The sequence below is a fragment of the Pseudoalteromonas sp. SR41-7 genome (assembly GCF_014163935.1).
Lineage (GTDB): Bacteria > Pseudomonadota > Gammaproteobacteria > Enterobacterales > Alteromonadaceae > Pseudoalteromonas > Pseudoalteromonas distincta.
Map to the genome: position 1 here is coordinate 26,532 of NZ_JACJEF010000020.1, position 23,369 is coordinate 49,900.

At 38.3% G+C, this 23,369-nt stretch carries 19 protein-coding genes, 1 pseudogene and 1 riboswitch; of the genes and pseudogenes, 11 read left to right on the top strand and 9 right to left on the bottom strand.

What is annotated here, in order from left to right:
* Positions 1 to 70 precede the first annotated feature (70 nt).
* Positions 71 to 1,513, top strand: a complete 1,443-nt coding sequence (locus tag H5092_RS19065) for a PLP-dependent aminotransferase family protein (RefSeq protein ID WP_182725039.1) — start codon at positions 71 to 73, stop codon at positions 1,511 to 1,513.
* A 238-nt stretch (positions 1,514 to 1,751) separates the two neighbouring features.
* Here H5092_RS19065 and H5092_RS19070 read toward each other — a convergent pair whose 3' ends face one another.
* Entirely contained in the window at positions 1,752 to 2,546 is a 795-nt protein-coding gene (locus tag H5092_RS19070; protein WP_033030970.1) for a YggN family protein, read from the bottom strand.
* A gap of 387 nt (positions 2,547 to 2,933) precedes the next feature.
* Here H5092_RS19070 and H5092_RS19075 point away from each other — a divergent pair, with 387 nt between their 5' ends.
* Positions 2,934 to 3,119: a PA3496 family putative envelope integrity protein gene (locus H5092_RS19075; protein WP_007579801.1), complete on the top strand. Its 186-nt coding sequence runs from the start codon at positions 2,934 to 2,936 to the stop codon at positions 3,117 to 3,119.
* A gap of 118 nt (positions 3,120 to 3,237) precedes the next feature.
* Here the strand turns inward: H5092_RS19075 and H5092_RS19080 are convergent, their stop codons facing one another.
* From H5092_RS19080 to H5092_RS19090, 3 genes are all read right to left on the bottom strand, one after another.
* Positions 3,238 to 3,735: a glutathione peroxidase gene (locus H5092_RS19080; protein WP_024597148.1), complete on the bottom strand. Its 498-nt coding sequence runs from the start codon at positions 3,733 to 3,735 to the stop codon at positions 3,238 to 3,240.
* Between the two features lie 73 nt (positions 3,736 to 3,808).
* A complete protein-coding gene (locus H5092_RS19085; RefSeq protein ID WP_004335020.1) occupies positions 3,809 to 4,108 on the bottom strand; it encodes an AzlD domain-containing protein in 300 nt (99 codons plus the stop codon).
* Positions 4,105 to 4,809 (bottom strand): AzlC family ABC transporter permease, encoded by a 705-nt coding sequence (locus tag H5092_RS19090; protein WP_182196307.1) that lies wholly within the window; start codon positions 4,807 to 4,809, stop codon positions 4,105 to 4,107. Before H5092_RS19090 ends, H5092_RS19085 begins: the two co-directional genes overlap by 4 nt.
* A gap of 107 nt (positions 4,810 to 4,916) precedes the next feature.
* On the opposite strand from H5092_RS19090, the gene H5092_RS19095 reads away from it, so the two are divergent.
* From H5092_RS19095 to H5092_RS19110, 4 genes are all read left to right on the top strand, one after another.
* On the top strand, positions 4,917 to 5,573 hold the full coding sequence (locus tag H5092_RS19095; RefSeq protein WP_182734593.1) for a cytochrome b/b6 domain-containing protein: 657 nt from the start codon (positions 4,917 to 4,919) through the stop codon (positions 5,571 to 5,573).
* An 88-nt stretch (positions 5,574 to 5,661) separates the two neighbouring features.
* A riboswitch (cyclic di-GMP riboswitch) is annotated at positions 5,662 to 5,749 on the top strand.
* A 96-nt stretch (positions 5,750 to 5,845) separates the two neighbouring features.
* Complete coding sequence (locus H5092_RS19100) at positions 5,846 to 6,409, top strand: chitin-binding protein (protein ID WP_182720802.1); 564 nt, start codon at positions 5,846 to 5,848, stop codon at positions 6,407 to 6,409.
* A 137-nt stretch (positions 6,410 to 6,546) separates the two neighbouring features.
* Positions 6,547 to 8,622, top strand: a complete 2,076-nt coding sequence (locus tag H5092_RS19105; protein ID WP_182734595.1) for a S9 family peptidase — start codon at positions 6,547 to 6,549, stop codon at positions 8,620 to 8,622.
* Positions 8,623 to 8,682: 60 nt separating this feature from the next.
* On the top strand, positions 8,683 to 9,081 hold the full coding sequence (locus H5092_RS19110) for a hypothetical protein (protein ID WP_182196302.1): 399 nt from the start codon (positions 8,683 to 8,685) through the stop codon (positions 9,079 to 9,081).
* 22 nt (positions 9,082 to 9,103) lie between these two features.
* Here H5092_RS19110 and H5092_RS19115 read toward each other — a convergent pair whose 3' ends face one another.
* The gene (locus tag H5092_RS19115; RefSeq protein WP_182696288.1) at positions 9,104 to 9,856 is read right to left on the bottom strand and encodes a LytTR family DNA-binding domain-containing protein; all 753 of its coding nucleotides are present in this window, start codon (positions 9,854 to 9,856) and stop codon (positions 9,104 to 9,106) included.
* A 238-nt stretch (positions 9,857 to 10,094) separates the two neighbouring features.
* On the opposite strand from H5092_RS19115, the gene H5092_RS19120 reads away from it, so the two are divergent.
* Positions 10,095 to 13,037 (top strand): TonB-dependent receptor domain-containing protein, encoded by a 2,943-nt coding sequence (locus H5092_RS19120; RefSeq protein WP_182734597.1) that lies wholly within the window; start codon positions 10,095 to 10,097, stop codon positions 13,035 to 13,037.
* A gap of 282 nt (positions 13,038 to 13,319) precedes the next feature.
* Here H5092_RS19120 and H5092_RS19125 read toward each other — a convergent pair whose 3' ends face one another.
* Positions 13,320 to 13,793, bottom strand: coding sequence for a Dps family protein (locus H5092_RS19125; protein WP_004334993.1), 474 nt, complete (start codon positions 13,791 to 13,793; stop codon positions 13,320 to 13,322).
* A 334-nt stretch (positions 13,794 to 14,127) separates the two neighbouring features.
* On the opposite strand from H5092_RS19125, the gene H5092_RS19130 reads away from it, so the two are divergent.
* A complete protein-coding gene (locus H5092_RS19130; RefSeq protein WP_024597139.1) occupies positions 14,128 to 14,337 on the top strand; it encodes a hypothetical protein in 210 nt (69 codons plus the stop codon).
* Here the strand turns inward: H5092_RS19130 and H5092_RS19135 are convergent.
* Both H5092_RS19135 and H5092_RS19140 read right to left on the bottom strand, forming a co-directional pair.
* On the bottom strand, positions 14,334 to 14,939 hold the full coding sequence (locus H5092_RS19135; RefSeq protein ID WP_004334986.1) for an alpha/beta fold hydrolase: 606 nt from the start codon (positions 14,937 to 14,939) through the stop codon (positions 14,334 to 14,336). The two genes, H5092_RS19130 and H5092_RS19135, sit on opposite strands and share 4 nt — an antisense overlap.
* A gap of 183 nt (positions 14,940 to 15,122) precedes the next feature.
* On the bottom strand, positions 15,123 to 15,659 hold the full coding sequence (locus tag H5092_RS19140) for a YaeQ family protein (protein ID WP_182734600.1): 537 nt from the start codon (positions 15,657 to 15,659) through the stop codon (positions 15,123 to 15,125).
* Between the two features lie 91 nt (positions 15,660 to 15,750).
* On the opposite strand from H5092_RS19140, the gene ylqF reads away from it, so the two are divergent.
* Complete coding sequence (gene ylqF, locus H5092_RS19145; protein ID WP_004334981.1) at positions 15,751 to 16,695, top strand: ribosome biogenesis GTPase YlqF; 945 nt, start codon at positions 15,751 to 15,753, stop codon at positions 16,693 to 16,695.
* Between the two features lie 553 nt (positions 16,696 to 17,248).
* Here ylqF and H5092_RS19150 read toward each other — a convergent pair.
* Positions 17,249 to 20,227, bottom strand: coding sequence for a DUF3857 domain-containing transglutaminase family protein (locus tag H5092_RS19150; protein ID WP_182734602.1), 2,979 nt, complete (start codon positions 20,225 to 20,227; stop codon positions 17,249 to 17,251).
* Between the two features lie 239 nt (positions 20,228 to 20,466).
* Between H5092_RS19150 and H5092_RS19155 the strand changes: the two are divergent.
* Both H5092_RS19155 and fusA read left to right on the top strand, forming a co-directional pair.
* Positions 20,467 to 20,670 (top strand): annotated as a pseudogene (locus tag H5092_RS19155) (HTH domain-containing protein); the annotation flags it as partial.
* Between the two features lie 206 nt (positions 20,671 to 20,876).
* A complete protein-coding gene (gene fusA / locus H5092_RS19160; protein WP_004334977.1) occupies positions 20,877 to 22,961 on the top strand; it encodes an elongation factor G in 2,085 nt (694 codons plus the stop codon).
* Positions 22,962 to 23,369: the final 408 nt, after the last annotated feature.

Here is a 23,369-nt window from a genome sequence, read left to right on the forward strand (position 1 = left end):
TTAAGACCTGTCTGTATACTTACCATATACAGAAAAGTAAAAATGTAACCTATACAGATTTGGATGCGTGATGATAAGACAAAAAAATAGCCAGGGGCATGAGTTTCTATATCAGCAAGTTATTCAGTTGATCAGAGATATGAGCGCCCAGCAGGTTTTACTTCCTGGCGAAAAACTTCCATCACTGCGTAAAATGGCAGATAACTTAAACATTAGTATTCCGACAGTGAAGCAAGCTTATCAAACACTTGAAGATCAGGGGTTAGTAGAGGCACGTGAAAAATCAGGGTATTTTTTAAAAGTCGTTAGCATGGCGCATAATTTACCTAAGCGAGTTAAATTAAGTCGCGAACCTGTTGTGGTAAATAAACAAGCCTTAATAGAGCAGGTATACAGTGCGATTCATCAAGCTAATGTAGTTCCTTTTGGTATCGCTAATCCAATTGCTGCTGCACCCACCGATAAAGCACTCGCCAGAAACATGCGCCGTGTAATGACAATTGCGGGCAGTAAAGCTATTAACTATGGACCAACAGATGGGTTTGTACCGCTGAAAAAGCAATTGGTGCATCGCTATTTAGATTTTGGTATTGGCATAAATATGGACGAGCTTGTGATCACCAATGGTGCGCAAGAAGCCATGGCTATTGCACTTAAGTGTGTGACAAAGCCAGGCGATGTAGTTGCCATTGAGACGCCTTGCTATCACGGGATTATCGAGTTAATAGAAAGCCTAGGGCTTAAAGCGCTCGAAATACCACTGTGCCCAGATAATGGTATTTGGTTAAGTGATTTGGAACGCGCTTTAAATGAGCATGATATAAAAGCGTGTTTATTCTCGACTGCAATTAGTAACCCTGTGGGCAGCTTTATGCCTGATACAAACAGACAGCAGCTGGTGGAGCTACTTGAAAGTCATGACGTAGTGCTTATTGAAGATGACGTATATGGCGATTTATATTTTACGGCAAAACGAGGCACACCTGCTTTAGCGTACTCTAAAAAAGGATTAGTGATTAGTTGCTCATCTTTTTCTAAAACCGCAGCGCCTAGCTATCGTGTGGGTTGGGTCGTTGCCGGTAAATTTGCAACGCAAGCAAGGCGATATAAAAGAGCATTAAGTTGCTCTGCTTCGTTAATAAACCAATGGACGTTATCTGAATTTATTGCCAGCGGCGAGTACGACCGAAATTTAAAAGTACTTAGGCAACGCTTGCGCGATAATAAAGAGCGTATGCGATGGTGCTTACAACAAGCTATGCCAAAAAATACACGTATAAGCGATCCAAAAGGAGGCTGCGTTATGTGGCTAGATTTAGGTGGCGAGTACGATAGCCAAACATTGTTTTTACTTGCGCTTGAGGTTGGTATTAGTATTACCCCTGGGCTTGTTTTTTCGGCCTCTAATAAATATAAAAGCTGCGTAAGATTAAGTTATGGTGTGCAATGGAACGCGCAAATTGAGCAAGCAATAGTTACATTGGGTAAGCTTACTTTATTAGCTAAAAAGTAATACCAATCTGCTTATATATGGGGTCTATTTAACGTTAAGAAAATTACGCTAGAACTAGGCAAAAGTTTTTGTATCGAGTTGTTCTAAATAAAAAATTTTTAACGACGTTATAGTGCAATTTAATTCGTTAAATTGCTCAAAGATTTATGCAGGTTGGTATAAGTTTGCGAAACACAAAAAAGCAGCATTTAAGTAAACTTAAGTGCTGCCAAAGGGATGTTAAATAACGTTTGCTGTACTAATTTTGTTTAAAGCTAAATAACTGGTAACCTTCAAGCTCAGGCACTTGCATTACTAATTGCTCTTCTTGTTTTGCAATATCAGCAAAGTTTCCACATAAAGAGTTGGCACGTTCTTCAAGTGCGCTTGCATGTAGCTCTACTTTTTCTTCTATTTGTGCACCCATATTTTCCATACGTTGTTCAAAGGCATCCATATCACCGCCTGAACCAAGTAACTCAGAACCTAAAGCAACTAAAATACTGCCCATTGATTGCATTACTGCTGATTCAACCGCTGTTTCTATCTGCTGCTCAAATTGTTGTTCAAAGTTTTCGCCAAATTGATTAAAACTTTGTTGGCCCATCACAAATGTACCTTGCTGGTAAAATGTGTTTTCTACTTCGATTTTAATGTCATCCATAAGCTCAGACATATTATCAAGACCGTCAATATTAAATGCATTGCCTACTTCTTCTAATGCTACTCCGGCAATTTTAACACCCTCAAGCGCTATATTAGCTACTTCAGGTAATTGAGTGCGTAAGCTATCAGAGTACTTGGTTAGCGCGTCGCGCTGCGAACTATTCAGCGCTACAAGTTCGCCATTTACGGTTAAGTCACCATGGGTATTAAACTGCATGGTTTTATTGTTGGCGGTAAAAATTTCCAATTCGTTTGGCTTAATGCGCACATCATTTTTAAATTCGACGTTACATTCATCATTACTAAATGAAATTGCAGAATCGTTATCGTTATGAGCCATAGCGGCTGGTGAACAAATTAATGCGCTAACTAATAGTAATTTTTTCATGTTTGTTCTCTACTTTTTGTTGATGACGATTAATTAATAACAAGTTTGATGCCAGTTTTATTTTTTAATATAAAACATATGCTTAACTGTTTTTGTTTGTTTTTTAGTAAATGAAATTAATTAATAAATAACTATTTTTTAGTCAAATTGGCTAACTAATAAAAATTAATAAATTTTATTTATCGATACGATAAAAAACTCTCACTTTCCTCAATTCAAATTTAGCGCTATTTATTCACATTACTGACATGAAGACTATTTACAGTAGTCACGTGGCTTTATTTTGATGTTAATTTGCACAGCATTTTGACGTTAAACATTTTAATTTTACCGACTATTGCGATAATAAAATCCTTGGTTGGTCTCAAACACTTTATGGAGTGGGTTGTGGGTAAGACATTTAGTTACGATGCGCTAGATGACGATTTTGTTGAAGACGAGTACGAAATGCTCGGCCGTAATCAACACGATAAGAACAAGCAAAAGGTTAAAAAGAAGTTGGAAGACTACCTTGAGCAAAAACGCTTGCGTAAAAATCTAGGCGAAGATGATTTAAGCGATTACACCGATTAAATTTCACTAGTACAAATAAAATACCAATTAATATTGAGAGTTTAAATGTGCAGTTATGCGTATGTTTAAGTTTCAGTAGTATTGGCAATAAAGAGGCCTTGCGCCTCTTTATTACTTTTTAAAGCGCATTTTTAGTTTGTGCCAAAGCTTTTTGAATTGTAAGTTCTAGCTTTTCTGGTTTAGTAAAAGGTGCATAACGTTTAATTGGCGTGCCATCTGCAGCAATTAAAAATTTAGTAAAATTCCACTTTATTTTACGTGTTAAAAAACCAGGTAAAGCCGATTTTAAAAAACGAAAGACTGGGTGAGCATGCTTACCGTTTACATCTACTTTGGCCGCCATTAAAAAACTCACACCAAAATTAATTAAACACCCTTGCTCTATTTGTGTAGCGTCGCCGGGTTCTTGCTGACCAAATTGATTACACGGAAACCCTAAAATAACTAAACCTTGGCTAGCATATTTATTATGCAAAGCTTGAAGCGACTCGTATTGGTAGGTAAATCCACATTTACTTGCGGTATTAACAATAAGCACAACCCTACCTTCAAAATCACTAAAGTTAATAGGTTGACCCTGCAAGCTTGTTGCGCTTAATTGATGGAATTTGTGCATATTGGCGTCTTTTTTATTATTGTTATTGGTATTTTAACCTGAGTACAGTATTTCATAAAGTACAAAGAGTGCTCTAATTTAATATTAAAAATAGCCCCATACCGGCAAGTGTTGTGTAATAAATATTATGTGTTTTATAGGCAACAATGATGGCGACTATTGCTGCGCTTAAATAAGGGTTTTGCCAGTTTAAGTTAATGCCATCTTCATTCAAAAACACGATAGGCACCCAAATTGCTGTAAGCACCGCAGGTGCGCTAAAGCTTAAAAATTGCTGCATTTTAGGACCTACTTTAAACGGTAAAGCGCGGTGTAAAAATAAATAACGCGTAAAAAATGTAATGCACGCCATGAGTAAAATAGTTGTCATCATAGCGTTGCTTCCTTTTTAGCGGTTAGCCTTGCTGTGCTGTAACCTGCGGCCATTGCCAGCAGCGCTGAGCAAACAAGCCACAACTCAAATCCTGTACTTTTTAAAAGCGTTGCGCTAACACCAGCTACAATTACCGTAACGAGTGAGGCCAAATTTTTGATTCCCGGAATAACCAACGCGATAAACGTCGCGGCAATTGCAAAGTCGAGCCCTAAATTAGTTAGGTCGGGCAGCATTGTGCCCGCTACAATGCCAATTAACGTCCAAATATTCCATGCAATATAAAAGCTAAAACCAGCGCTTAATGCGTATATTAAGCGTGTTTTTGTTCTATATGCTCTTCGATGATGAGAAAACGCAAACAGCTCGTCGGTTAAAACAAAGCTCACCGGTAAGCGCCAACGCATAGGTTGATCAATGACCTTATGACGCACAGCTAAACCGTATAAAAAGTGTCGAGAGCTAATAATAAATGTTGTGAATAAAATTGTGAGCAATGGTGTGTTGCCCGCCATAAGTTCAATCGCAACAAGCTGTGCAGAGCCTGCAAATACTAATAACGACATTGCTTGGGTTTCAAAGGCGCTAAAACCATTTTGAATTGCTAAAGAGCCGCATAAAATACCCCAAGGAACAACGGCTAAACACAGTGGTAGCATATCTAAAAAGCCTTTTAAAATAGCTTTTTTAACTGGTTGCATGATATTTACTCTCACGGCTTGTAGAATGGCTCATAAGGATACCTTAATATTATGATGTTAAAGTAGTTAACAAATTAAATAATACTGTTTTTTTAAGGATAGGCACAATGACGACGTTAAAAGTGTGGGATGGGTTTATTAGATGCTTTCATTGGTTTTTGGTTGTAAGTATTGCAGTGCTTTATTTTAGTATTGAAGAGGGCATGATTGAGCTTCACTTTGTCGCTGGTTTTTTTACTTTAGCACTTATAGTAACACGTTTAATATGGGGTGTTATTGGTAGTAAAACCGCGAGATTAAGTGGGTTACTGCATTCTCCTAGAGCTATTTTAAGGGCGCTAAAAACACCAAGCGAATCGTTAGGCCATTCAGCACCCGGTAGCTGTATGGTGATAGTGTTTTTTATATTGATCATAACGCAACTTGTAAGTGGCTTAATGAGCAGTGATGGTATTTTAACTGACGGGCCGCTTGCTCAATATCTGTCTAGCGATACGATTGATTTTGCCAATTGGCTACATGAGCTGAATTTTGACATTTTACTTTATGCTATTGGCTTGCATGTATTAGCTATTATTGTTTATAGAATAAAAGGCAAACCGCTAGTTAAGGCGATGATCACAGGCTCAAAAGAGTTAAAAGCGGATGACTCTGAGGCTAAAGTAACTAAAGCGTCTTGGCCTGCGTGGTTAATATTTATATCTTTATTGGTGTTGCTGGTATTTACGTGGGCGAAAGAGCCTTTAACTTATTTGTTTAGTTAAAAACACATTAAACCAACCTTAAAGGGTTGGTTTTTGTTTTTGGTTACATTCTTTTGTTTGATTGTTATGCGGGGTCGAATTATAATCGCCGCATTGCTGGCAAACTAGCCGAAAGGTTAGGACGCAAAGTTTCCGGTCTAAGGCTTTTTAAAAGCTATGGTAGCGGGACTACTGCATAACGTGTTGTTATGTATCACTTGCCCTCAGTGTATTTTTTGTGTATCCATAGTGTATGGATAAGATTTTGTAACTCTTAAGGTGTTGCCGTGTTTATGCATACGTCGTTGGCCTGTGGAAAGTGGTCAACAATAGGTTGCTTAAATCATCATACCCAACTATTTATTGGTGATGTGGTGAGTGTAACCTTTTACGACATGCAAGGAGAGCTGGTTAGTTTATCATTTGATTACAAGATCACCTCGCTTGAGCAAGGTGAGCCTCACGCATGGCCGCGTTTAGTTGCCGAGCATATTAATGTGCATGTTCCTCTGGTTAGCGCAGGTAAAATGACCGAACAGGGTTTAATTGTAGCCTATAGAAATAATGAAATTTTTGCACTGCAAAGCAGTGGCATATGTAAAGCACACATCGACTTTCATTGTATTGCAAAATGCGATGAGCGTGTTGTTAATAACCTTGATACTTATGATTACGTGTACCCTGAAAATTGTGAAAACTATAATGCGGGTACAAAGGTATTGCAGCCAAAAACTGGGCATGTATATCAATGCAGGCCTTGGCCATTTAATGAGTTTTGCCGCACGAATGACGATAATAAGTCTATGTTCGAACCTGGTGTGGGGCGAAGCTGGGCTATGGCTTGGCAGCAAATATAAAGCTTAAATTATCTTCCCAAAGGTATAGCGGTTTTAGTAATGAAGCGTTTACCGTTTTAGCCCATCCAACTATTGGATGGGCTTTTTTATTTTTATGATAAACTGCAAATCACATTATTTTTTTAATTGGTTTTGTTGTGTCTCGTCCTGTCTACTCTTTAAGTTTATTACCTAATTTCCCGATTGCTAAACAGCAAGCCCATACATTAAGTACTCATAATAAGATACGTACCGATAATTACTATTGGATGCGCGATGACGATCGCCAGGATGAGCAAGTACTTGCGCATTTACATGCTGAAAATGCGTACTGCGATGAACAGTTAGCTGCTATGAAGCCACTACAAAATACACTTTTTGAAGAGTTAAAAGCACGCATTGTAAAAGATGATAATTCGGTACCCGTTAAAGACGGGAAATACTGGTATCACTCAGAAGTTCGTGGTGATGATGAATACTCGCGTCACTATAGAAGTACGAGCATAAAGGCCGATAATAAAGAGCTTTTACTCGATGTTAATGTATTAGCTGAAGGATTTGAGTTTTTTGAGCTGGGCGAAGTCGCACTAAGCCCATGCGAGCAGCTTATGGCTTACTCTGAAGATACTGAAGGTCGTCGTATTTATAATGTTCGCTTTAAAAGCTTAGCGACCGGTGAAATGCTTCCTGATGTGCTTGAAAATACAGAAGGACAAGTTGTTTGGGCTAACGACAATAAAACTGCTTTTTATGTAAAAAAAGATTTAAAAACGCTATTAGGATACCAAGTATTTAGGCATGAGCTTGGCAGCGAGCAAAGCCAAGACGTAATGGTCTACGAAGAGCAAGACAGCAGCTTTTTTATGGGACTTGGTAAAAGCCGCGATGAAAGCTTAATTATTATTGATTTAGCATCGACAGAGACCAACGATACATGGGTGCTTGATGCTAATAATCCCACTGGCGAATTTAAAGCATTAATGCCGCGTGAAGATGGCCACGAGTTTGACGTAGATAAGCTAGGTGACACATTTTATATTGTGACTAACTGGCAAGCTAAAAACTTTAGATTAATGACGGCAACAAACGAAACGATTGCTGATAAAACACAATGGTTTGAGCATACAGCTCACAGAGAAAATGTCCTGCTTGAAGGTGTCGAGTTATTTAATGACTTTTTAGTATTGAGTGAACGCGAACAAGGGCAAGCTCGATTTGTAGTTGTTAATAGGCAAGGGGATCGTATGGCACTTGAGTTTGCCGATCCTTGTTATTATGCTGCAATAGCAATGAACCCAGAGCCAGACACTCGCACTGCGCGTATTTATTACTCAAGCTTAACAACACCAGGTTCGTTATATGACGTTGATCTAGCAACCGGCGAAAAAACACTACTTAAACAGCAAAAAGTACTCGGTAGTTTTAATGCCGATGACTATCAGTCTGAGCGATTAATGGTAACTGCTCGCGACGGAGTGAAAGTACCCGTATCAGTTGTTTATCGAAAAGACAGCTTTAAAAAAGGTGGCTCAAATCCGTTATTTCAATACGGTTATGGTGCGTATGGCTATACGATTGATCCAAGTTTTTCAAGTTCATCGCTGAGCTTGCTCGATCGTGGTTTTGTTTATGTAATAGCACATGTTCGAGGCTCTGAAATGCTAGGCCGCGAGTGGTACGAGCAAGGTAAAAAAGAGCATAAACAAAATAGCTTTAGTGACTTTATTGATGTGACAAAAGCGCTTGTTGCACAAGGCTATTGTGATGGCAGCAAGGTGTTTGCCTCAGGCGGCAGTGCTGGTGGTTTATTAATGGGGGCGGTTGTAAACCAAGCACCAGAGTTATATTGCGGTGTTGGCTGTCATGTACCATTTTTAGACGTATTAACCACGATGCTTGATGAAAGTATTCCGCTCACAACAAATGAATATGATGAATGGGGTAATCCAAATGAGCCTCAGTTTTATGATGTAATTGAAGCTTACTCGCCGTATGACAATATTCGCGCCCAAAACTATCCGAACATACTCGTTACTACCGGTCTTCATGACTCACAAGTGCAGTATTGGGAACCTATGAAGTGGGTTGCAAAAATGCGTGAACTTAAGACTGATAGTAATATTTTAGTATTTAAAACCGATATGGATGCAGGGCACGGCGGTGCATCAGGTCGCTTTAAAAGTTTAGAGGAAAAAGCACTCGAAATGGCCTTTTTTATTGCTTTATTAAATTAACTGCAAAATCGGAAAATTGTATTATCCTATATATAGAAGTTGATATATGTAAGGCGATATATGTTTGGTGCACATGGTGAATTTCAAATTTGTTCACAGCCCCCTCAGATGTATTTAGAATTGAAAGGGAGCTTTAATAATGAAGGCATTACGCTGTTAACTAATGGAGTTGTTCAGGAGTTGAGCACTCACCCTGAAAATACGATTAAGTTTGTGGTTGTTAATTTAAAAGAGTTTGAGCTGTTAACTTTGGATGGCCTCGATTCATTAGAGGCCTATTTTGCCGGTGTAAAAGAACGAGGCTATCAACGAGTTGATTATATAAACATTAATATCATAGCTAAAAATATGTTTGAAAAAGTATGGAAAAATAGCGATGTAGAAGTTAATTTTTATAAAGATACCGACAGCTATTTATTAGTGCACCCAAATGACAGTTATATAAAACAGAACTGGTAACTAACATGAGTATTATAAACCGCTATTGAAGAGGGCTTATAATACTCTCTAAACAACCTTTATAGCGCCGTGAAAGGTTTAAACACATATCGTTTTTCAGCCTTACTCTATAATCGCCACTGTCAGTAGGCATCAGTTCGCAAATAGCTTGTCTTCTTACCAGCGTTGAGCGATGAATGCGAACAAACCCTTCTGGTTCTAGTTGTTGTTCAATATTTTTCATGGTTTCGCGATGTAGTACCGGCGTATTACCTTGGGTAAAATGCAGCTCTACATAGTTGCCCGCGCCATTTATCCAAATAATATCATTGATATCAATTAGCCTTACCTTACCGACATCTTTAACCACAATGTGTGATGATGGCTTTTCAGCTTGTGTGCTTTGCTGGTATTGGCGTTCGGCCGCACTTGCAATCGGGCAAAGGTGAATCAGCTTATCAAAGCACTTATCAATACGTGATGCAGTTGAATCTAATATTAAAAAATCAACAGCGCCAACTTCAAAGGCAAAACTCGCAAAATGTCCCGATTGGGCAATAATGACTAACTTCAGCTTTTTAGCAAGCTCTGTTAAATGCACTATTTGCATAGGGTCAGCTAGGTTGGTTAGTTCGTAAAACAGTACATTGTATTGATCAGTGTCTATTTGATCTAATCTATTTGTTTGAAGAAAAGATTGAGATTCAAAGTGCCGGTGATCTTGCACGCGCTTTGTTAAAAATGTTGCAAACTTAGTGTTACTAACAAAAGTTAATGCATGAAAAGAAGCGATCATTATTTTATATCTCTTGCTGTATATAATAATAAAGACCGTGCTTAGCGGAAAAACTGTTATGAAAAGTACAATATATTTATAAAATAATTGTGACGTACTAATTCATCCCATAAAACCAGCTATTCGTACCAAAGACTACGCCTCATAAATAATGCCCGTAGAGTGTTTAAATAAATCCCCTTACTGTAATCCGCGAAGTAACCATTTAGTTACAAAAATAACAATTCAGGGGAATTATATGACATTAACTAACAAAGGTAGCGCGCGATTATTTAAAAAATCGTCGTTAACAGTTGCGCTAAGCAGCGCAATACTTGCAAGCTTTTCATTTCAAGGTGTGGCTGCAGAAGATGACGAAATTACTAAAATAGAACGTGTACAAGTTACAGGTTCTCGAATTCGTTCAGCTGAGGCAATGTCATCTGCTCCTATTCAAGTTTTAGATAGTGCTGCTATTGATGCATCAGGGTCGTTAAATATTCAAGACTTATTATTAGAGAACCCTGCATTTGGTACACCAGCTATTAGCCGAACTAACTCAAACTTTAATACCGCAAGTGCGGGTGTTGCTACTGTTGATTTACGTAATTTAGGCTCTAACCGCACATTGGTTTTAGTGAATGGTCGTCGTTATGTATCAGGTGTACCAGGTAGCTCTGCTGTCGATTTAAATACTATTCCGAGTCAATTCATCGAACGTGTTGAAATTATGACAGGTGGTGCTTCATCTGTTTATGGTTCTGACGCTGTTGCTGGTGTAGTTAACTTTGTACTAAAAGATGATTTTGAAGGTATTGAATTCGAAGGCCAATATGGTGAATCAAGCGAAGGCGATGATGAATCACGCCAATTTAACTTTACCTCAGGCTTATCAAGCTCAGATGGGAAAGGGCACGCGATGTTCCATCTTGGGTATTCTGATCAAGGTGCTGTTTTTTCACGTGACCGTGACCGCTCGGCAGTAGACCAATTTTCAGGTATCTTCTTTGAAGATGATCCAGTAGCAAACCCAGGTTCTGTATTTGATGCTGTAAGCCCATTTTTATCTTCATTTCCGCCACAGGGTCGCTTTAGCGCTGGGGATGAAACATTTACGTTTAATGATGCAAACACCCTACAAAACTCGTTTAGTACTAACGGTGGCGATGGCGTAGCTGCAAATGGTTTTAACCGAAGTGGCGTACGTACGATAGCGATACCTACAGAACGTTACTTATTTGCCTCAAATGGTAGCTACGAGCTAAGCGACAAGCATAGCTTTTTTTATGAAGGCACTTACGCTGCAACAACAACTGTTTCTGAATTAGAGCCGTTCCCTTTTGCTTCTGATGATATTTATGCAAATGGCCAAGTACCGATTGAATTTAATGTAAACGGTGAAATATTACGTAATGCATTTGTACCAGACGATATATATAACGCAGCAACCGACACCGATGGTGATGGTATGCGTGATATCTTTTTTGCAAAACGTTTGAGTGACATTGGTAACCGTGGAGCACGAGCAGAGCGTGATACATTCCGTTTAGCGCTTGGTTTTCAAGGTGAAATAGCAGATGGTTGGTTTTACGATACTTACTACGTATATGGTAAAACAAAAGAGCAGCAAGTTTCTGGTGGTTTAGTCAACGTGCAAAGCTTCCGTCAAGGTTTAGAAGCTGTTATTGATAGCCAAGATTTAGATGGTGATGGTATAACTGACGAGGCTATCTGTATCGATGCGACAGCCCGCGGCTTTAACTGTGCGCCTGTAGACATTTATGGTTTTAATTCGTTATCACAAGGTGCTATTGATTTTGTAAGTGCACCTAGCTCTCTTTCAACGTCAGTTGAGCAAGAAATCATTGGTGGTAATATCTCAGGTGATTTATTTGAACTACCAGCGGGTGTTGTAGGCATTGCTGCTGGTTTTGAATACCGCGAAGAATTTTCACGCAGTGAGTTTGATGCACTACAGCAAGCCGGTCTTAATGCAGGTAATGCAATCCCAGCAACAGAAGGCTCGTTTGACGTAACTGAATATTATGTAGAAGCAAACATCCCAGTACTTGATACTGTAACGATGAATGCAGCAGTTCGTTTATCTGATTATTCAACAGTCGGTAACACCGAAAGTTGGAATGTGGGTGTTGATTGGGAAGTAATGGATAGCTTACGTTTACGTGCTACTCGTGCTCGTTCAACGCGTGCTCCAAATATCGATGAACTATTTTCTCCGCCTTCACAAACGTTCCCAAGTGGTTTAAACGATCCATGTTTAGGTGTTACTAATAGTGGCGGTGGTGCTGCTGGTGATGCTTGTCGTACAGATGGTGGTGTTACAACTAATATCGCTACAAATGGTGAGTTCACGCTTAACCAGTCTGACTTACAAGGTATTAGTGGCTTTAACCGTGGCAACCAAGATTTAAAAGAAGAAGTTGGTGACTCTGTGACAGTAGGTTTAGTATTTACACCAGAAAATCTAATATCAGGCCTAGACATTACGCTTGATTACTTTGATATCGAAATTACAGATGCAATCGTATCAACACCTCGTCAGTTTATTCTTGACCAATGTTATGGTGGTGGCGATACAAGCTTTTGTGACTTTGTAACTCGTCGTAGTGCGCCATCAGGTAATAATAGTGCTGGTTCACTAGAGTTTATTGACAGTGGTGTATCTAACAGTGGTGGTTTAGGTACAGAAGGTGTTGATTTAACACTAACGTACTCTACTGATATTGGCCCAGGTGCGTTTAGAACTCGCCTTGCTTATACTTACCTAATTGATGGTTATAGCATCCCACTTCCAGGCGCTGATAAAGATGAGTTTGCTGGAGAAATTGGTGCATCAGAGCATAAAGCTAACTGGAACTTTGGTTATAAACTTAACGACTTTGATTTTAACTGGAGCTTAACTTACATTGGCGCTGCAGACTTTGATGATCAATTCTTAAGTGGTTTTGGTATTGCTCCAGGTGGAGTAGGGATTGGTTCAGTGACATATCATGATGTTCAAGCAAGTTACCATATCAGCGATTCAACAGAGCTTTACGCTGGTGCGAGTAACTTATTTGATAAAGAGCCACCACGCATTTTATCGGGTGTGAGCGGTTCAAGTACTGGTACTGAAACAGACGCAGGTACGTATGACCCAATTGGTCAATCATTCTACATAGGTTTTAGAAGTAAATTCTAACCAACAATAACGACACTAATATAGTTACTTAATTCGTAACGTTCACAAAGCCTCAGTATTGCTGGGGCTTTTTCATGGGGAAAAATAATGTAGTAGTAATGCTTATACATTGTTTATCCCAATATATGAGCATTACACCCACTTAAACCCAAAACAACGCCACTGGTAACAGGGGCGTTGTTTAGTATTGGGAGGAGGCTAATATAGTAACCGAATCGCTTGATTATTTAACGATTTATCCCTATTTGTGGCCCTCTTCATTGAGGGCTTTTTTTTGCTGGTTTAGTCTAAGTAAGCCTTTAGCATCCAAACCAGTTTCTCTTGCTCTGAAATGTAATCGCTCATTAGTGAGGCTGTACCTTCATCGTCTGCATCACCAGCTTGGCTTAAAATATCACGCTGCATGTGAATTAATGTACTGTAACCAGCAAGTAGGTTTTCTACGGCTGTAACACCATCACTAATACCTTTAGCTTCTTTAATTTTACTTACTTCAAGGTAATCAGAAAATGCATGTAGTGGTGCGCCATCTAACGTTAAAATACGTTCTGCAACTTCATCTACTTTTAGAAGTAGCAAGTTATAAATTTCTTCAAACTTAACGTGTAGTTCAAAAAAGTTACGGCCTTTAATATTCCAGTGAAAACCACGCGCATTCATGTATTGAATCTGGTAGCTACTCAATAATGTATTGAGTGACTTTATGATGTCTTCGCTTTTTGCGCTGTTTAGACCAATTGCGTTTACATGTGACATAACTTGCTCCTGAATAACCGTTTGTTTGTGAACTTGTGATAAGTATTACTAATTTCGATAAATTAGTAAAATCGTTTAAATGTATCTAGTTAATAGTTTTAACCTATTAGCTGTTTTTGATACCTGTATTCACTTTAGACTATTAATAGAAATAGGACTGATTAATAAAAATACTACCCCTCAAAAATAAATAAAACCCAGAAGTATATAAATCATGATCTAAAACAAACTTTATTCAAGGTAATGACTTAGCTATTTTTTTATTGATGTAGGTCAAAAATCATCCACCCTAACGGCGCATAATAATGTTGTCGAAATAATTAGGAGAGATAACATGCATGCAAAAACAGCGAAACAAAATAAAGCAGAGTTAATCGTGGTAGGAATTGCAGTCATCGCATTTGTGCTTGGGCTAGTCGCGCACTTAGCAGGAGCAAGCTTTGCGAACTCAGATTTTTTTGGTTACATTGCGGCGCCCATTCCGCTGATACTGGCTGTGATATTTTTAATTAGTTATAAAATAGCAGCCAATGCTGAGGATTAATCTTTCTCGTTTAAGCACTTTAAAATGTAATCGAGTACTTGGCGCGAGTAAATCATACTGGTATGGCTTAAATGAAACACTTTATGTTCGGCCATACCTTTAAGTTTGGTTTCATCTAGTAATACAGTGCCATCTGACTGGCTACCTTTGACTATTAAAGGCATAAGCCCAATAGGTAAATCCCCTGCGATACTATAAAGCTTAGCTTTAAAAGGCCAATTACCATTTTTAGTAAGCAAAAATTCAACACTATTTTTTAAAAATGATTCAAACCCTTTTTGCTTCATTTTTTGCGCTATATGGCTGCCTTTATGTGGAGTACCCAGTGTAATTACCTTCGTAATATTCTGGCTAGCAGGAGAGTTTGCCTCTAGGTAAGCACGTGCAATCAGCCCTCCCATTGAGTGGCATACAAGCGCTGCAGGTTCGTTAGAAATACACTCATCAATTTGTGCAAATATGGTATCGCGGTGAGGGTCGAGCGTATTGTAGGTAATGTTTAATACCGTCATACCCGACTCTTCAAGTCGTGAACAAAGTGGGCGCATAACAAAGCCAGACATATACAAGCCATGTAAAACAATAACGTGTTTAACTTTCATATGCTCCCTAATACCAATTTTATTAAAAACATGATCATCCTAGCGTATTAAATAATCCGCTACCTGCGTTAAAAATTATTTAGATAGAACAACTATATGTCATAATTTTCGCCTTGTTATCGACTTATTTATTTGTCGCTATAATAGATAACTAATTTAATGCAATTGGTATAACTACTGTAATTACATTAACTGTAGCGGTTTTATTTCAATATTGGTTGTATCGGTATTTACCCATACTTCACCATCTTGAATGGAAATGGCGAGCTTAATTCCACGATCAACCAAAGCAGCAAGTGCTTGTGTTGCTGCGTAATCAAGGCTAAAAATACTTAGATTTTTAAATTCATACAATTTAGGTTGATGTTTTTGCCACCAAATTGCTTGATTGTTTTCACCATAAGTATATAGCACCACTTTTTTAGATTTATTACAGGCTTTTTTAAGGCGTTTCTCATCTGGTAAGCCAAGTTCAATCCATAGTTCTATCTCTTCACTATAGCTTACATGCCAAAGTTCAGGCTCATCATCAGCACTTAACCCTTTAGTAAATTCTAAACCATCACAGCTATTTAGCGCAAAAGCGAGTAAGCGAATCATCAACCTTTGGTCGGTTTCTGATGGGTGTTGAGCCAAGGTTAAATTAAAATCTTGATAAACGTGGCGGTCCATATCGCTAAGCGATAACTGCACTTTCATAATGGTGGATTTAAGAGCCATAACAACTAATCTGAAAAAATTTGCGCCAGTATAGCGCAATTAAATGAATTGCCAGTTAAAATAGCGGTTAATTATACGTTAGGAGTTAAAAATGGCTATCCAGTGGTTCCCTGGGCACATGAATAAAGCCCGCAATGAAATTAAAGAAATAATGCCACAAATGGATGTGATCATTGAAGTGCTTGATGCGCGCATTCCCTACAGTAGTGAAAACCCGATGGTGGCAACCTTGCGTGAAGGTAAGCCGGTCATCAAAATTTTGAACAAAGCTGATTTAGCTGATCCTAAAATGACTCAAATCTGGAAAGATTATTTTGAGCAAGAAAACGGTGTTAAAGCGATTTCTTTTGGGCATGATAAAGCAGCTGAAGTACACCGTATTAATGAGCTTTGTAAAAAGCTAGTGCCGCATAAAGTGGGTGCAGATAAGCAAATTAAAGCCATGATCATGGGTATTCCTAACGTGGGTAAATCTACGTTAATTAATGTATTGGCTGGGCGTATAGTTGCAAAAACAGGTAATGAGCCTGCTGTTACTAAAGCGCAACAACGCATTAAGCTTGAAGACGGTATTATGCTTTACGATACGCCAGGTATGTTGTGGCCAAAAGTAGAAAACGAAAACTCAGGTTATCGCTTAGGCGCCACCGGTGCCATTCGTGATACAGCACTTGAGTATGAAGAAGTAGCAAGTTACACAGCTGAGTACCTATTGCGTGCATACCCTGAGTTATTAAAAGCGCGTTATAAAATAGATGAATTACCACAAAGTGATTGGGAATTTGTTGAAATGGCGGGGAAAAAACGCGGCTGTATTCGTGGTGGTAATCAAATAGACACATATAAAATGTCTGAAATACTAATCAACGAATTACGCGACGGTATCATTGGCCGTATTACTATGGAAACTCCGCAAATGCGTGAGGAAGAAGAAGTAATGGTTGCTGGTTTACGCGCTGCAGCAGAAGCTAAAAAGGCAGCTAAAGAAGAAGAGAAAAAACAACGCCGAGCACGCGCACGTAAAAACCGTCGTTAATTGATTTAGTTTAATTTAACCAACTAAATTACAGACATAAAAAAAGCCCGTAAGGGCTTTTTTAGTTTCATATCTACCGTCACCGATATGAGCAATGTAGCAAGTAAAATAGTAGGGCGGTTACTCATCATCAACATCAAGGGGCGTTGCGGTTCATAACAAGTAACCATAGCTGTTTACGTGCGCCACACGTTGTTTCAGGGTCGAGAAACAAATCAATTCATTCCTTAACAAGTGGTATGCAATCCGTCTTGTTGATATTGATTATCAGTTAGATCTAACTATCTGTCAATATCTAAATGCAAATAATTCTTATTATTGGTGAGTTTGTTTTTTATTCATATATAAATCGGCTAGTTAGCACTGACATTTAATAAAAATACTTACTTTGGTTGAACAATTAAGAATAAAAAATAGATGCTTAATACTTATTAAATAATTTGATATGGATTTTTATTATAAAAGCATTGCTTGTAAAACCTTAGCCCCTAAAGATCAACAGCCTTTAATTTATGGCTAAAAATATTCGTACTTAACTGGATATTTTAAGCCACTAACGCACTTTATTTGCTGTTATACGTAAATTAATCTGCTCCACTAGTACTTTATCCTGCTTGTTTAGACGCCCTACAATGAGCAAGAAATCACTACCGTCAGTTTTTATTACTTTAATGCTTGTGTTATCAAGTTTGGTTTTACCGTATGTGGTTTCTATTTTTTCTATGTCTTTAAAGTGACTAAGATCTGATTCAAGCTTACCGTCATCGTTTTTGTAGTAACTAAAAACATAGTTCTCGGTTATTCCGTTACCGTCTTCTCGGTAATCAAATACTGCATCGCTATAAAAATAAAGTATTTCTTCGTTTTCAGGTGTTAGGCGATTACGTTTTAAAAAGTGTACTTGGTAAGGCCATAAACTATCGCCTTTTATAATTGCAGCATTGGGTAAAATATTTACTTCTTGAAGTACGCCTAAAAATAATAGAGGTGCAAACGCAAGCGAGATTAAATACTGTCTAATTCGCCAGTATGAGTTGTAATGTAGGGCTTCTTTACTTATATCGGTTTGCTCAATGTAACTAACTAGGGGCAACCATAAAAATGGCATTATACAAATCACTATGGTTGCGTATTCGTCCATACGATAAGCAAAGGCGCTGGCAAGTACCATTAGCCAGAGTGTTAAGGCAGTCCAGTTAGGCATTACTTTATTTTTGTTTAACTGTTGTTGGCTGTGCTGTGCAAGTGCGAGATACAAAGGGTAATACCATAAAAATGCAAATATACCTCGAGCAATAGGCATAATACTTGAGTTATCGCGTTCTTTAATGGCTTTAAAGTTACGATAACTCCAATAGTTAACAAATATGCCTAAACTCAAAATACTGTAAATAATAAACTTACCTACAGATACGGCATAAAATGGACTATCTTCAAATTTTACTTTTTTTGCTGACTCTAATCGCCAATCGGCGAAAAAGAATATGAGTACTAAAATATAGCCAGCCAACACATATTTAAGCCAGCTATAACCAAAGCTATCTAACACATCAGCTGTTGTTTGAGGCGTTTCGCTCGCCTTTGCATATTTTAGAATAGGGTAATGAGTTGCTGATATTAACTTTTTACGCTGTGCTAAATAATCATCTATTTGAGTGGCTTTTATATGATCTTGTTTTGCGTAATAGCTATAGGTCAGTGTTAAAACGTTATTATTAAATTCAGTGGCTGTTTTTAAATTAAAGTAGTCGTTATCAATTTCTTCTTTTTCGCTATCAAATCCCCAATCTTTTTCTGCAAAATGTAGTTTTATTGTGGTGTTAATTATATTGGGGTAGCTGAAGTAAAGCGGGTCAGTTCTGTTTACTTGTTTTGGTTCGTAAACGCTATTTTGTATTTCACTCGCATAAAAACTAGCTTCGTAGCCTTCGTCCGTTTTTTCCCAAAATTCATCAATTAAATACGATTCTTTGGTTATTAGTTTACCCGTTTGCTCTTGCTCACTAATTGCCATTGTTTCATTTATTGATAAGCCATTTAAAAAACCTTGGTAATACTCGAAGTAAGATTTAGCAACGCTATTTAGACCACTGCTGGCTATATTGTTTCTTCGGTTAATTGCTTCAAATTCAGCATAAGTGTACTGGGTTTCAAAACGTGATGACTCAGATACTTTTTCAGCAATAAAAAAGTTATCCTCTACAGATACATTTGTATGTACAGGTTTTTGCGCCATAGAGGTTAAAGCAGTTTCACCTTTATCAATAATTAGGGCATAGCCATAATCAGGTTGTGCTAAATATTCAAGTGTACCTCGTTGGTAGTTCACCGTAGGATCGAGCCAGTAGCGCTTTCCGTCTTGCTTAAGCGTAACAATGACGTGATTAAACACACTTGCAGTAGCCGGTAGTTCTATTAAACGTTTGGTTTCTTCAGTATCGACCAGCGCAGGGAAAGCCTCTATACCCATCGCTTTTAATAACGAAATAAGCAGTACCGTTTTATCTTTACAATCGCCGTATCGTAGCGAAAGCGTTTCTGAAGCTGACGTTGGTTGATGCGAGTTAGTGCCCATTTCAAGCCCTAAATATCGAACTTCGTCTTGGCTAAAGCGCAGTGCTGCGGCAATTTTATCTGATGTTTTTATGTGTGTTGCTTTTATGTTTTCAGCTACATCCAAAATGCTATTTGGGGTTTCTATGGCTGATTGATAAAGTGGATATGCCCAGTTAACTACCTGACCCCAATCGTCAAACTCAGAAAAGTAAACTTGTGTATATGGGTCGTACCACGTTGGGGTTTGAGAATTCTGCTCCAGTAAAGGTTCTTCAAAAAGAGTTATAGAATAATCTTTGCCATATTTATTAAGCGTTTCTTGAATATCTGCTGTGCCGTTTATTGTATTTATATGTAGAGGTGTTTGTTTACCCCAAAGTACACGCATATTTTGTTGCACTACGGGTACCGACCAGTTCAGCGTGCGTCTTGTACTAAATTTATTAGCATATATAGGGTTGCTACCTGTCACTGTGTAGCTGTAGTCAAGTATGTCGCCACTGCGCATATCATCAATAATAATATTGAGTGACAGGCTACCGTTATAAATACGATCTGCTAATTCAGATTCACTTTGTATAACCGTCATTCTCGCGCTACCAAGCTTATCAATGCGCTCGCTATTTCTAATAATTGTTAAGCTGTTTAATGTTAGCGACTCGTAACTTGGATCAAAATCAAGATTAAGCTGGCTTATATAATCAACACCACTTTGATTTAAAGCTTTCATAACTAGGCGGGTATAGCGTTGTTGCTTTTGTTTATTTGGAACATAAGTTTGGTTATCGAGTAACAAATACAGTGTACCGTCACGCACTTTGGTTATGTCGGAATGCTTGGGTTGCTCAATAATATGTGTATTAACCCAATTAGCTGGCTTATCTATTTTATATTGCTGCGCAAAAATATTATGAGAGAAAATTAATAAGGTAAGTGCAATTAGCCAAGCACTGAGTCGAAGGAAGTTCCATTTCATTGTGGGGTCTTATAGTTGTTTTTATAAATACTATTGAAGGAATAATGTACCAAATTTAGGCTTTTTTGACAATGAGATGTTAATAGAACCCATCGACATATTTATAATTATGATAATGATTAAGTTCAGCTCAATTTAGCTTATTATTTATAGGCATGGGTTATAAATACAATGAAAGCATAAAGGTATTTAATTATCTCTAAAAATGCCTTTGCTGTTTGTCTTATTGCTCGGCACACATTTTACTTTGCAAAATACACTATGCTTTTATAATGCACGCAACCACTGCATTTACTGCTCAGCAAATGGGCGATTTGGTCGGTGTGAGTCGCTCTACAGCACGCCGTTACTTAGAGTATTTGCTTGAATCAGGTAAGTTAACAGCGGATCAAAGTTATGGCAGTATTGGCCGTCCTGAACGTTGCTATAAAATAGCGAAGTAACTTGGTGTATCTGAAACTTAAGTATTAAACGCTATTAATTTCAATGTCTTGCGTTTTTTTTGTTATGTTTGATATTTAATAGATTCTGACGATAAAAAAAATATGTTGAATTGATTGCATTTTAAGCGGCTTGTATGGTGATGTTCGCATTAAGTGATGTTATACTCCTGCCGAATAATTTATCGACTTTATTAAGAGTAAAATTAATGGCAGATTTATCGAAGTACAGAAACATTGGTATTTTCGCGCACGTTGATGCGGGTAAAACCACGACTACTGAGCGTATCCTAAAGCTTACTGGTCAAATCCATAAAACAGGTGAGGTTCATGATGGTGAATCTACTACTGACTTCATGGAACAAGAAGCTGAGCGCGGTATTACTATCCAGTCTGCGGCTGTAAGCTGTTTCTGGAAAGATCACCGTTTTAACGTTATCGATACTCCTGGACACGTTGACTTCACAGTTGAAGTATACCGTTCACTTAAAGTATTAGATGGCGGTGTTGGTGTATTCTGTGGTTCTGGTGGTGTTGAACCACAATCAGAAACTAACTGGCGCTATGCTAACGAATCAGAAGTTGCACGTATTATCTTTGTAAATAAATTAGACCGTATGGGTGCTGATTTTTACCGTGTAACTGAGCAAGTACGTAAAGTACTTGGCGCAACTCCACTAATCATGACTTTACCAATCGGTATCGAAGATGAGTTTGTTGGTGTTGTAGATGTTTTAACTAAAAAAGCGTACGTATGGGATGACACTGGTCTTCCAGAAAACTACGAAATCACTGACGTTCCTGCAGACATGGTAGAAAAAACTGATGAATACCATGAAATGCTTATCGAAACTGCTGTAGAGCAAGACGATGACCTTATGGAAGCGTACATGGAAGGTGAAGTACCTTCTATCGAAGATATCAAGCGTTGTATCCGTAAAGGTACTCGTGACCTTGCTTTCTTCCCTACGTTCTGTGGTTCTGCTTTCAAAAACAAAGGCATGCAACTAATCCTTGATGCTGTTGTTGACTACTTACCTGCTCCAACAGAAGTTGATCCTCAACCTCTTATGGATGAAGAAGGTAACGAAAATGGCGAATTCGCAATCGTATCTGCTGACGAACCTTTCAAGGCGCTAGCATTTAAGATAATGGATGACCGTTTTGGTGCATTAACTTTCGTACGTATCTACTCAGGTAAGCTTAATAAGGGTGACACTATCCTTAATGCGTTTACTGGTAAAACTGAGCGTGTTGGCCGTATGGTTGAGATGCAAGCAGATGACCGTAACGAATTAACTAGCGCACAAGCTGGTGACATCATTGCTATCGTAGGCATGAAAAATGTGCAAACTGGTCACACTCTATGTGATCCTAAGCACCCAGTAACACTTGAGCCAATGGTATTCCCAACTCCAGTAATCTCGATTGCTGTACAGCCTAAAGATAAAGGCGGTAATGAGAAAATGGGTGTTGCTATCGGTAAAATGGTTGCAGAAGATCCATCTTTCCAAGTTGAGACTGATGAAGATTCAGGCGAAACTATCCTTAAAGGTATGGGTGAGCTTCACTTAGATATCAAAGTTGATATCCTTAAGCGTACTTACGGTGTAGACCTTATCGTTGGTCAACCACAGGTTGCTTACCGTGAAACTATCACTCGTGAAATCGAAGATAGCTACACGCATAAGAAACAATCTGGTGGTTCTGGTCAGTTCGGTAAAATCGACTACCGCATCAAGCCAGGCGAAGTTGCTTCAGGCTTCACGTTTAAATCATCAGTTGTTGGTGGTAACGTACCTAAAGAATTCTGGCCTGCAGTTGAGAAAGGCTTTAAGTCAATGATGGGCGAAGGTGTTCTAGCTGGCTTCCCAGTATTAGACGTTGAAGTTGAACTTTTTGACGGTGGTTTCCATGCCGTGGATTCATCAGCAATCGCGTTCGAAATCGCTGCTAAAGGTGCTTTCCGCCAATCGATCCCTAAAGCGGGCGCACAACTTCTTGAGCCAATCATGAAAGTTGACGTGTTCACTCCAGAAGATCACGTTGGTGACGTAATCGGTGACCTTAACCGTCGTCGTGGTATGCTAAGCGACCAAGAAGCTGGTTTAACTGGCGTTCGCATTAAAGCTGACGTTCCGTTATCAGAAATGTTCGGTTACATTGGTTCACTACGTACAATGACATCTGGTCGTGGTCAGTTCTCTATGGAGTTCTCACACTACGCACCATGTCCACAAAACGTAGCTGACACAGTAATCGCTGCAGAAAAAGAGAAAAAAGCTGCTAAGTAATTAGTTCCTTAACTCTTTAAAAAAACCCGCACATGTTGCGGGTTTTTTATTACCTATAATTTGGTTTTATTCTTTATAGGTTTTTATAACTGCTCTTTATTATTAATTAGTCCTATATTTTTAATTAATGAAAAGGTACTAGATAGAAATTTATTTATATTGTTACAAAGCAGGGATTTGTTATACACGTCTATGCACAGAGCGTTATATCAATAGTGAGGAAATTACTGTTGTATCATTTAGCTCGTTTTTTCTTTTCACTATTTTAAAGTAGAACTGGAGAATGGTAAGGTTTTTCATTTTTATAACTGGCAACTTGATGATGAAACGCAATCAGTTATTTCTAAAATGTACTGTAATAAGTTAGCTAGAAAAATAGAAAATATTAGCGGCAAATGCAGCGCATGA

Bases quoted from the DNA above. Each gene is read 5' to 3' on its own strand.
- H5092_RS19125 (WP_004334993.1), bottom strand. From the start codon at position 13,793: ATGTCACATGTAAACGCAATTGGTCTAAACAGCGCAAAAAGCGAAGAC.
- fusA (WP_004334977.1), top strand. From the start codon at position 20,877: ATGGCAGATTTATCGAAGTACAGAAACATTGGTATTTTCGCGCACGTT.
- H5092_RS19095 (WP_182734593.1), top strand. From the start codon at position 4,917: ATGACGACGTTAAAAGTGTGGGATGGGTTTATTAGATGCTTTCATTGG.
- H5092_RS19140 (WP_182734600.1), bottom strand. From the start codon at position 15,659: ATGGCTCTTAAATCCACCATTATGAAAGTGCAGTTATCGCTTAGCGAT.
- H5092_RS19090 (WP_182196307.1), bottom strand. From the start codon at position 4,809: ATGCAACCAGTTAAAAAAGCTATTTTAAAAGGCTTTTTAGATATGCTA.
- H5092_RS19150 (WP_182734602.1), bottom strand. From the start codon at position 20,227: ATGAAATGGAACTTCCTTCGACTCAGTGCTTGGCTAATTGCACTTACC.
- H5092_RS19065 (WP_182725039.1), top strand. From the start codon at position 71: ATGATAAGACAAAAAAATAGCCAGGGGCATGAGTTTCTATATCAGCAA.
- H5092_RS19135 (WP_004334986.1), bottom strand. From the start codon at position 14,939: ATGAAAGTTAAACACGTTATTGTTTTACATGGCTTGTATATGTCTGGC.
- H5092_RS19080 (WP_024597148.1), bottom strand. From the start codon at position 3,735: ATGCACAAATTCCATCAATTAAGCGCAACAAGCTTGCAGGGTCAACCT.
- H5092_RS19115 (WP_182696288.1), bottom strand. From the start codon at position 9,856: ATGATCGCTTCTTTTCATGCATTAACTTTTGTTAGTAACACTAAGTTT.
- ylqF (WP_004334981.1), top strand. From the start codon at position 15,751: ATGGCTATCCAGTGGTTCCCTGGGCACATGAATAAAGCCCGCAATGAA.
- H5092_RS19085 (WP_004335020.1), bottom strand. From the start codon at position 4,108: ATGATGACAACTATTTTACTCATGGCGTGCATTACATTTTTTACGCGT.
- H5092_RS19110 (WP_182196302.1), top strand. From the start codon at position 8,683: ATGTTTGGTGCACATGGTGAATTTCAAATTTGTTCACAGCCCCCTCAG.
- H5092_RS19070 (WP_033030970.1), bottom strand. From the start codon at position 2,546: ATGAAAAAATTACTATTAGTTAGCGCATTAATTTGTTCACCAGCCGCT.
- H5092_RS19120 (WP_182734597.1), top strand. From the start codon at position 10,095: ATGACATTAACTAACAAAGGTAGCGCGCGATTATTTAAAAAATCGTCG.
- H5092_RS19130 (WP_024597139.1), top strand. From the start codon at position 14,128: ATGCATGCAAAAACAGCGAAACAAAATAAAGCAGAGTTAATCGTGGTA.
- H5092_RS19100 (WP_182720802.1), top strand. From the start codon at position 5,846: ATGCATACGTCGTTGGCCTGTGGAAAGTGGTCAACAATAGGTTGCTTA.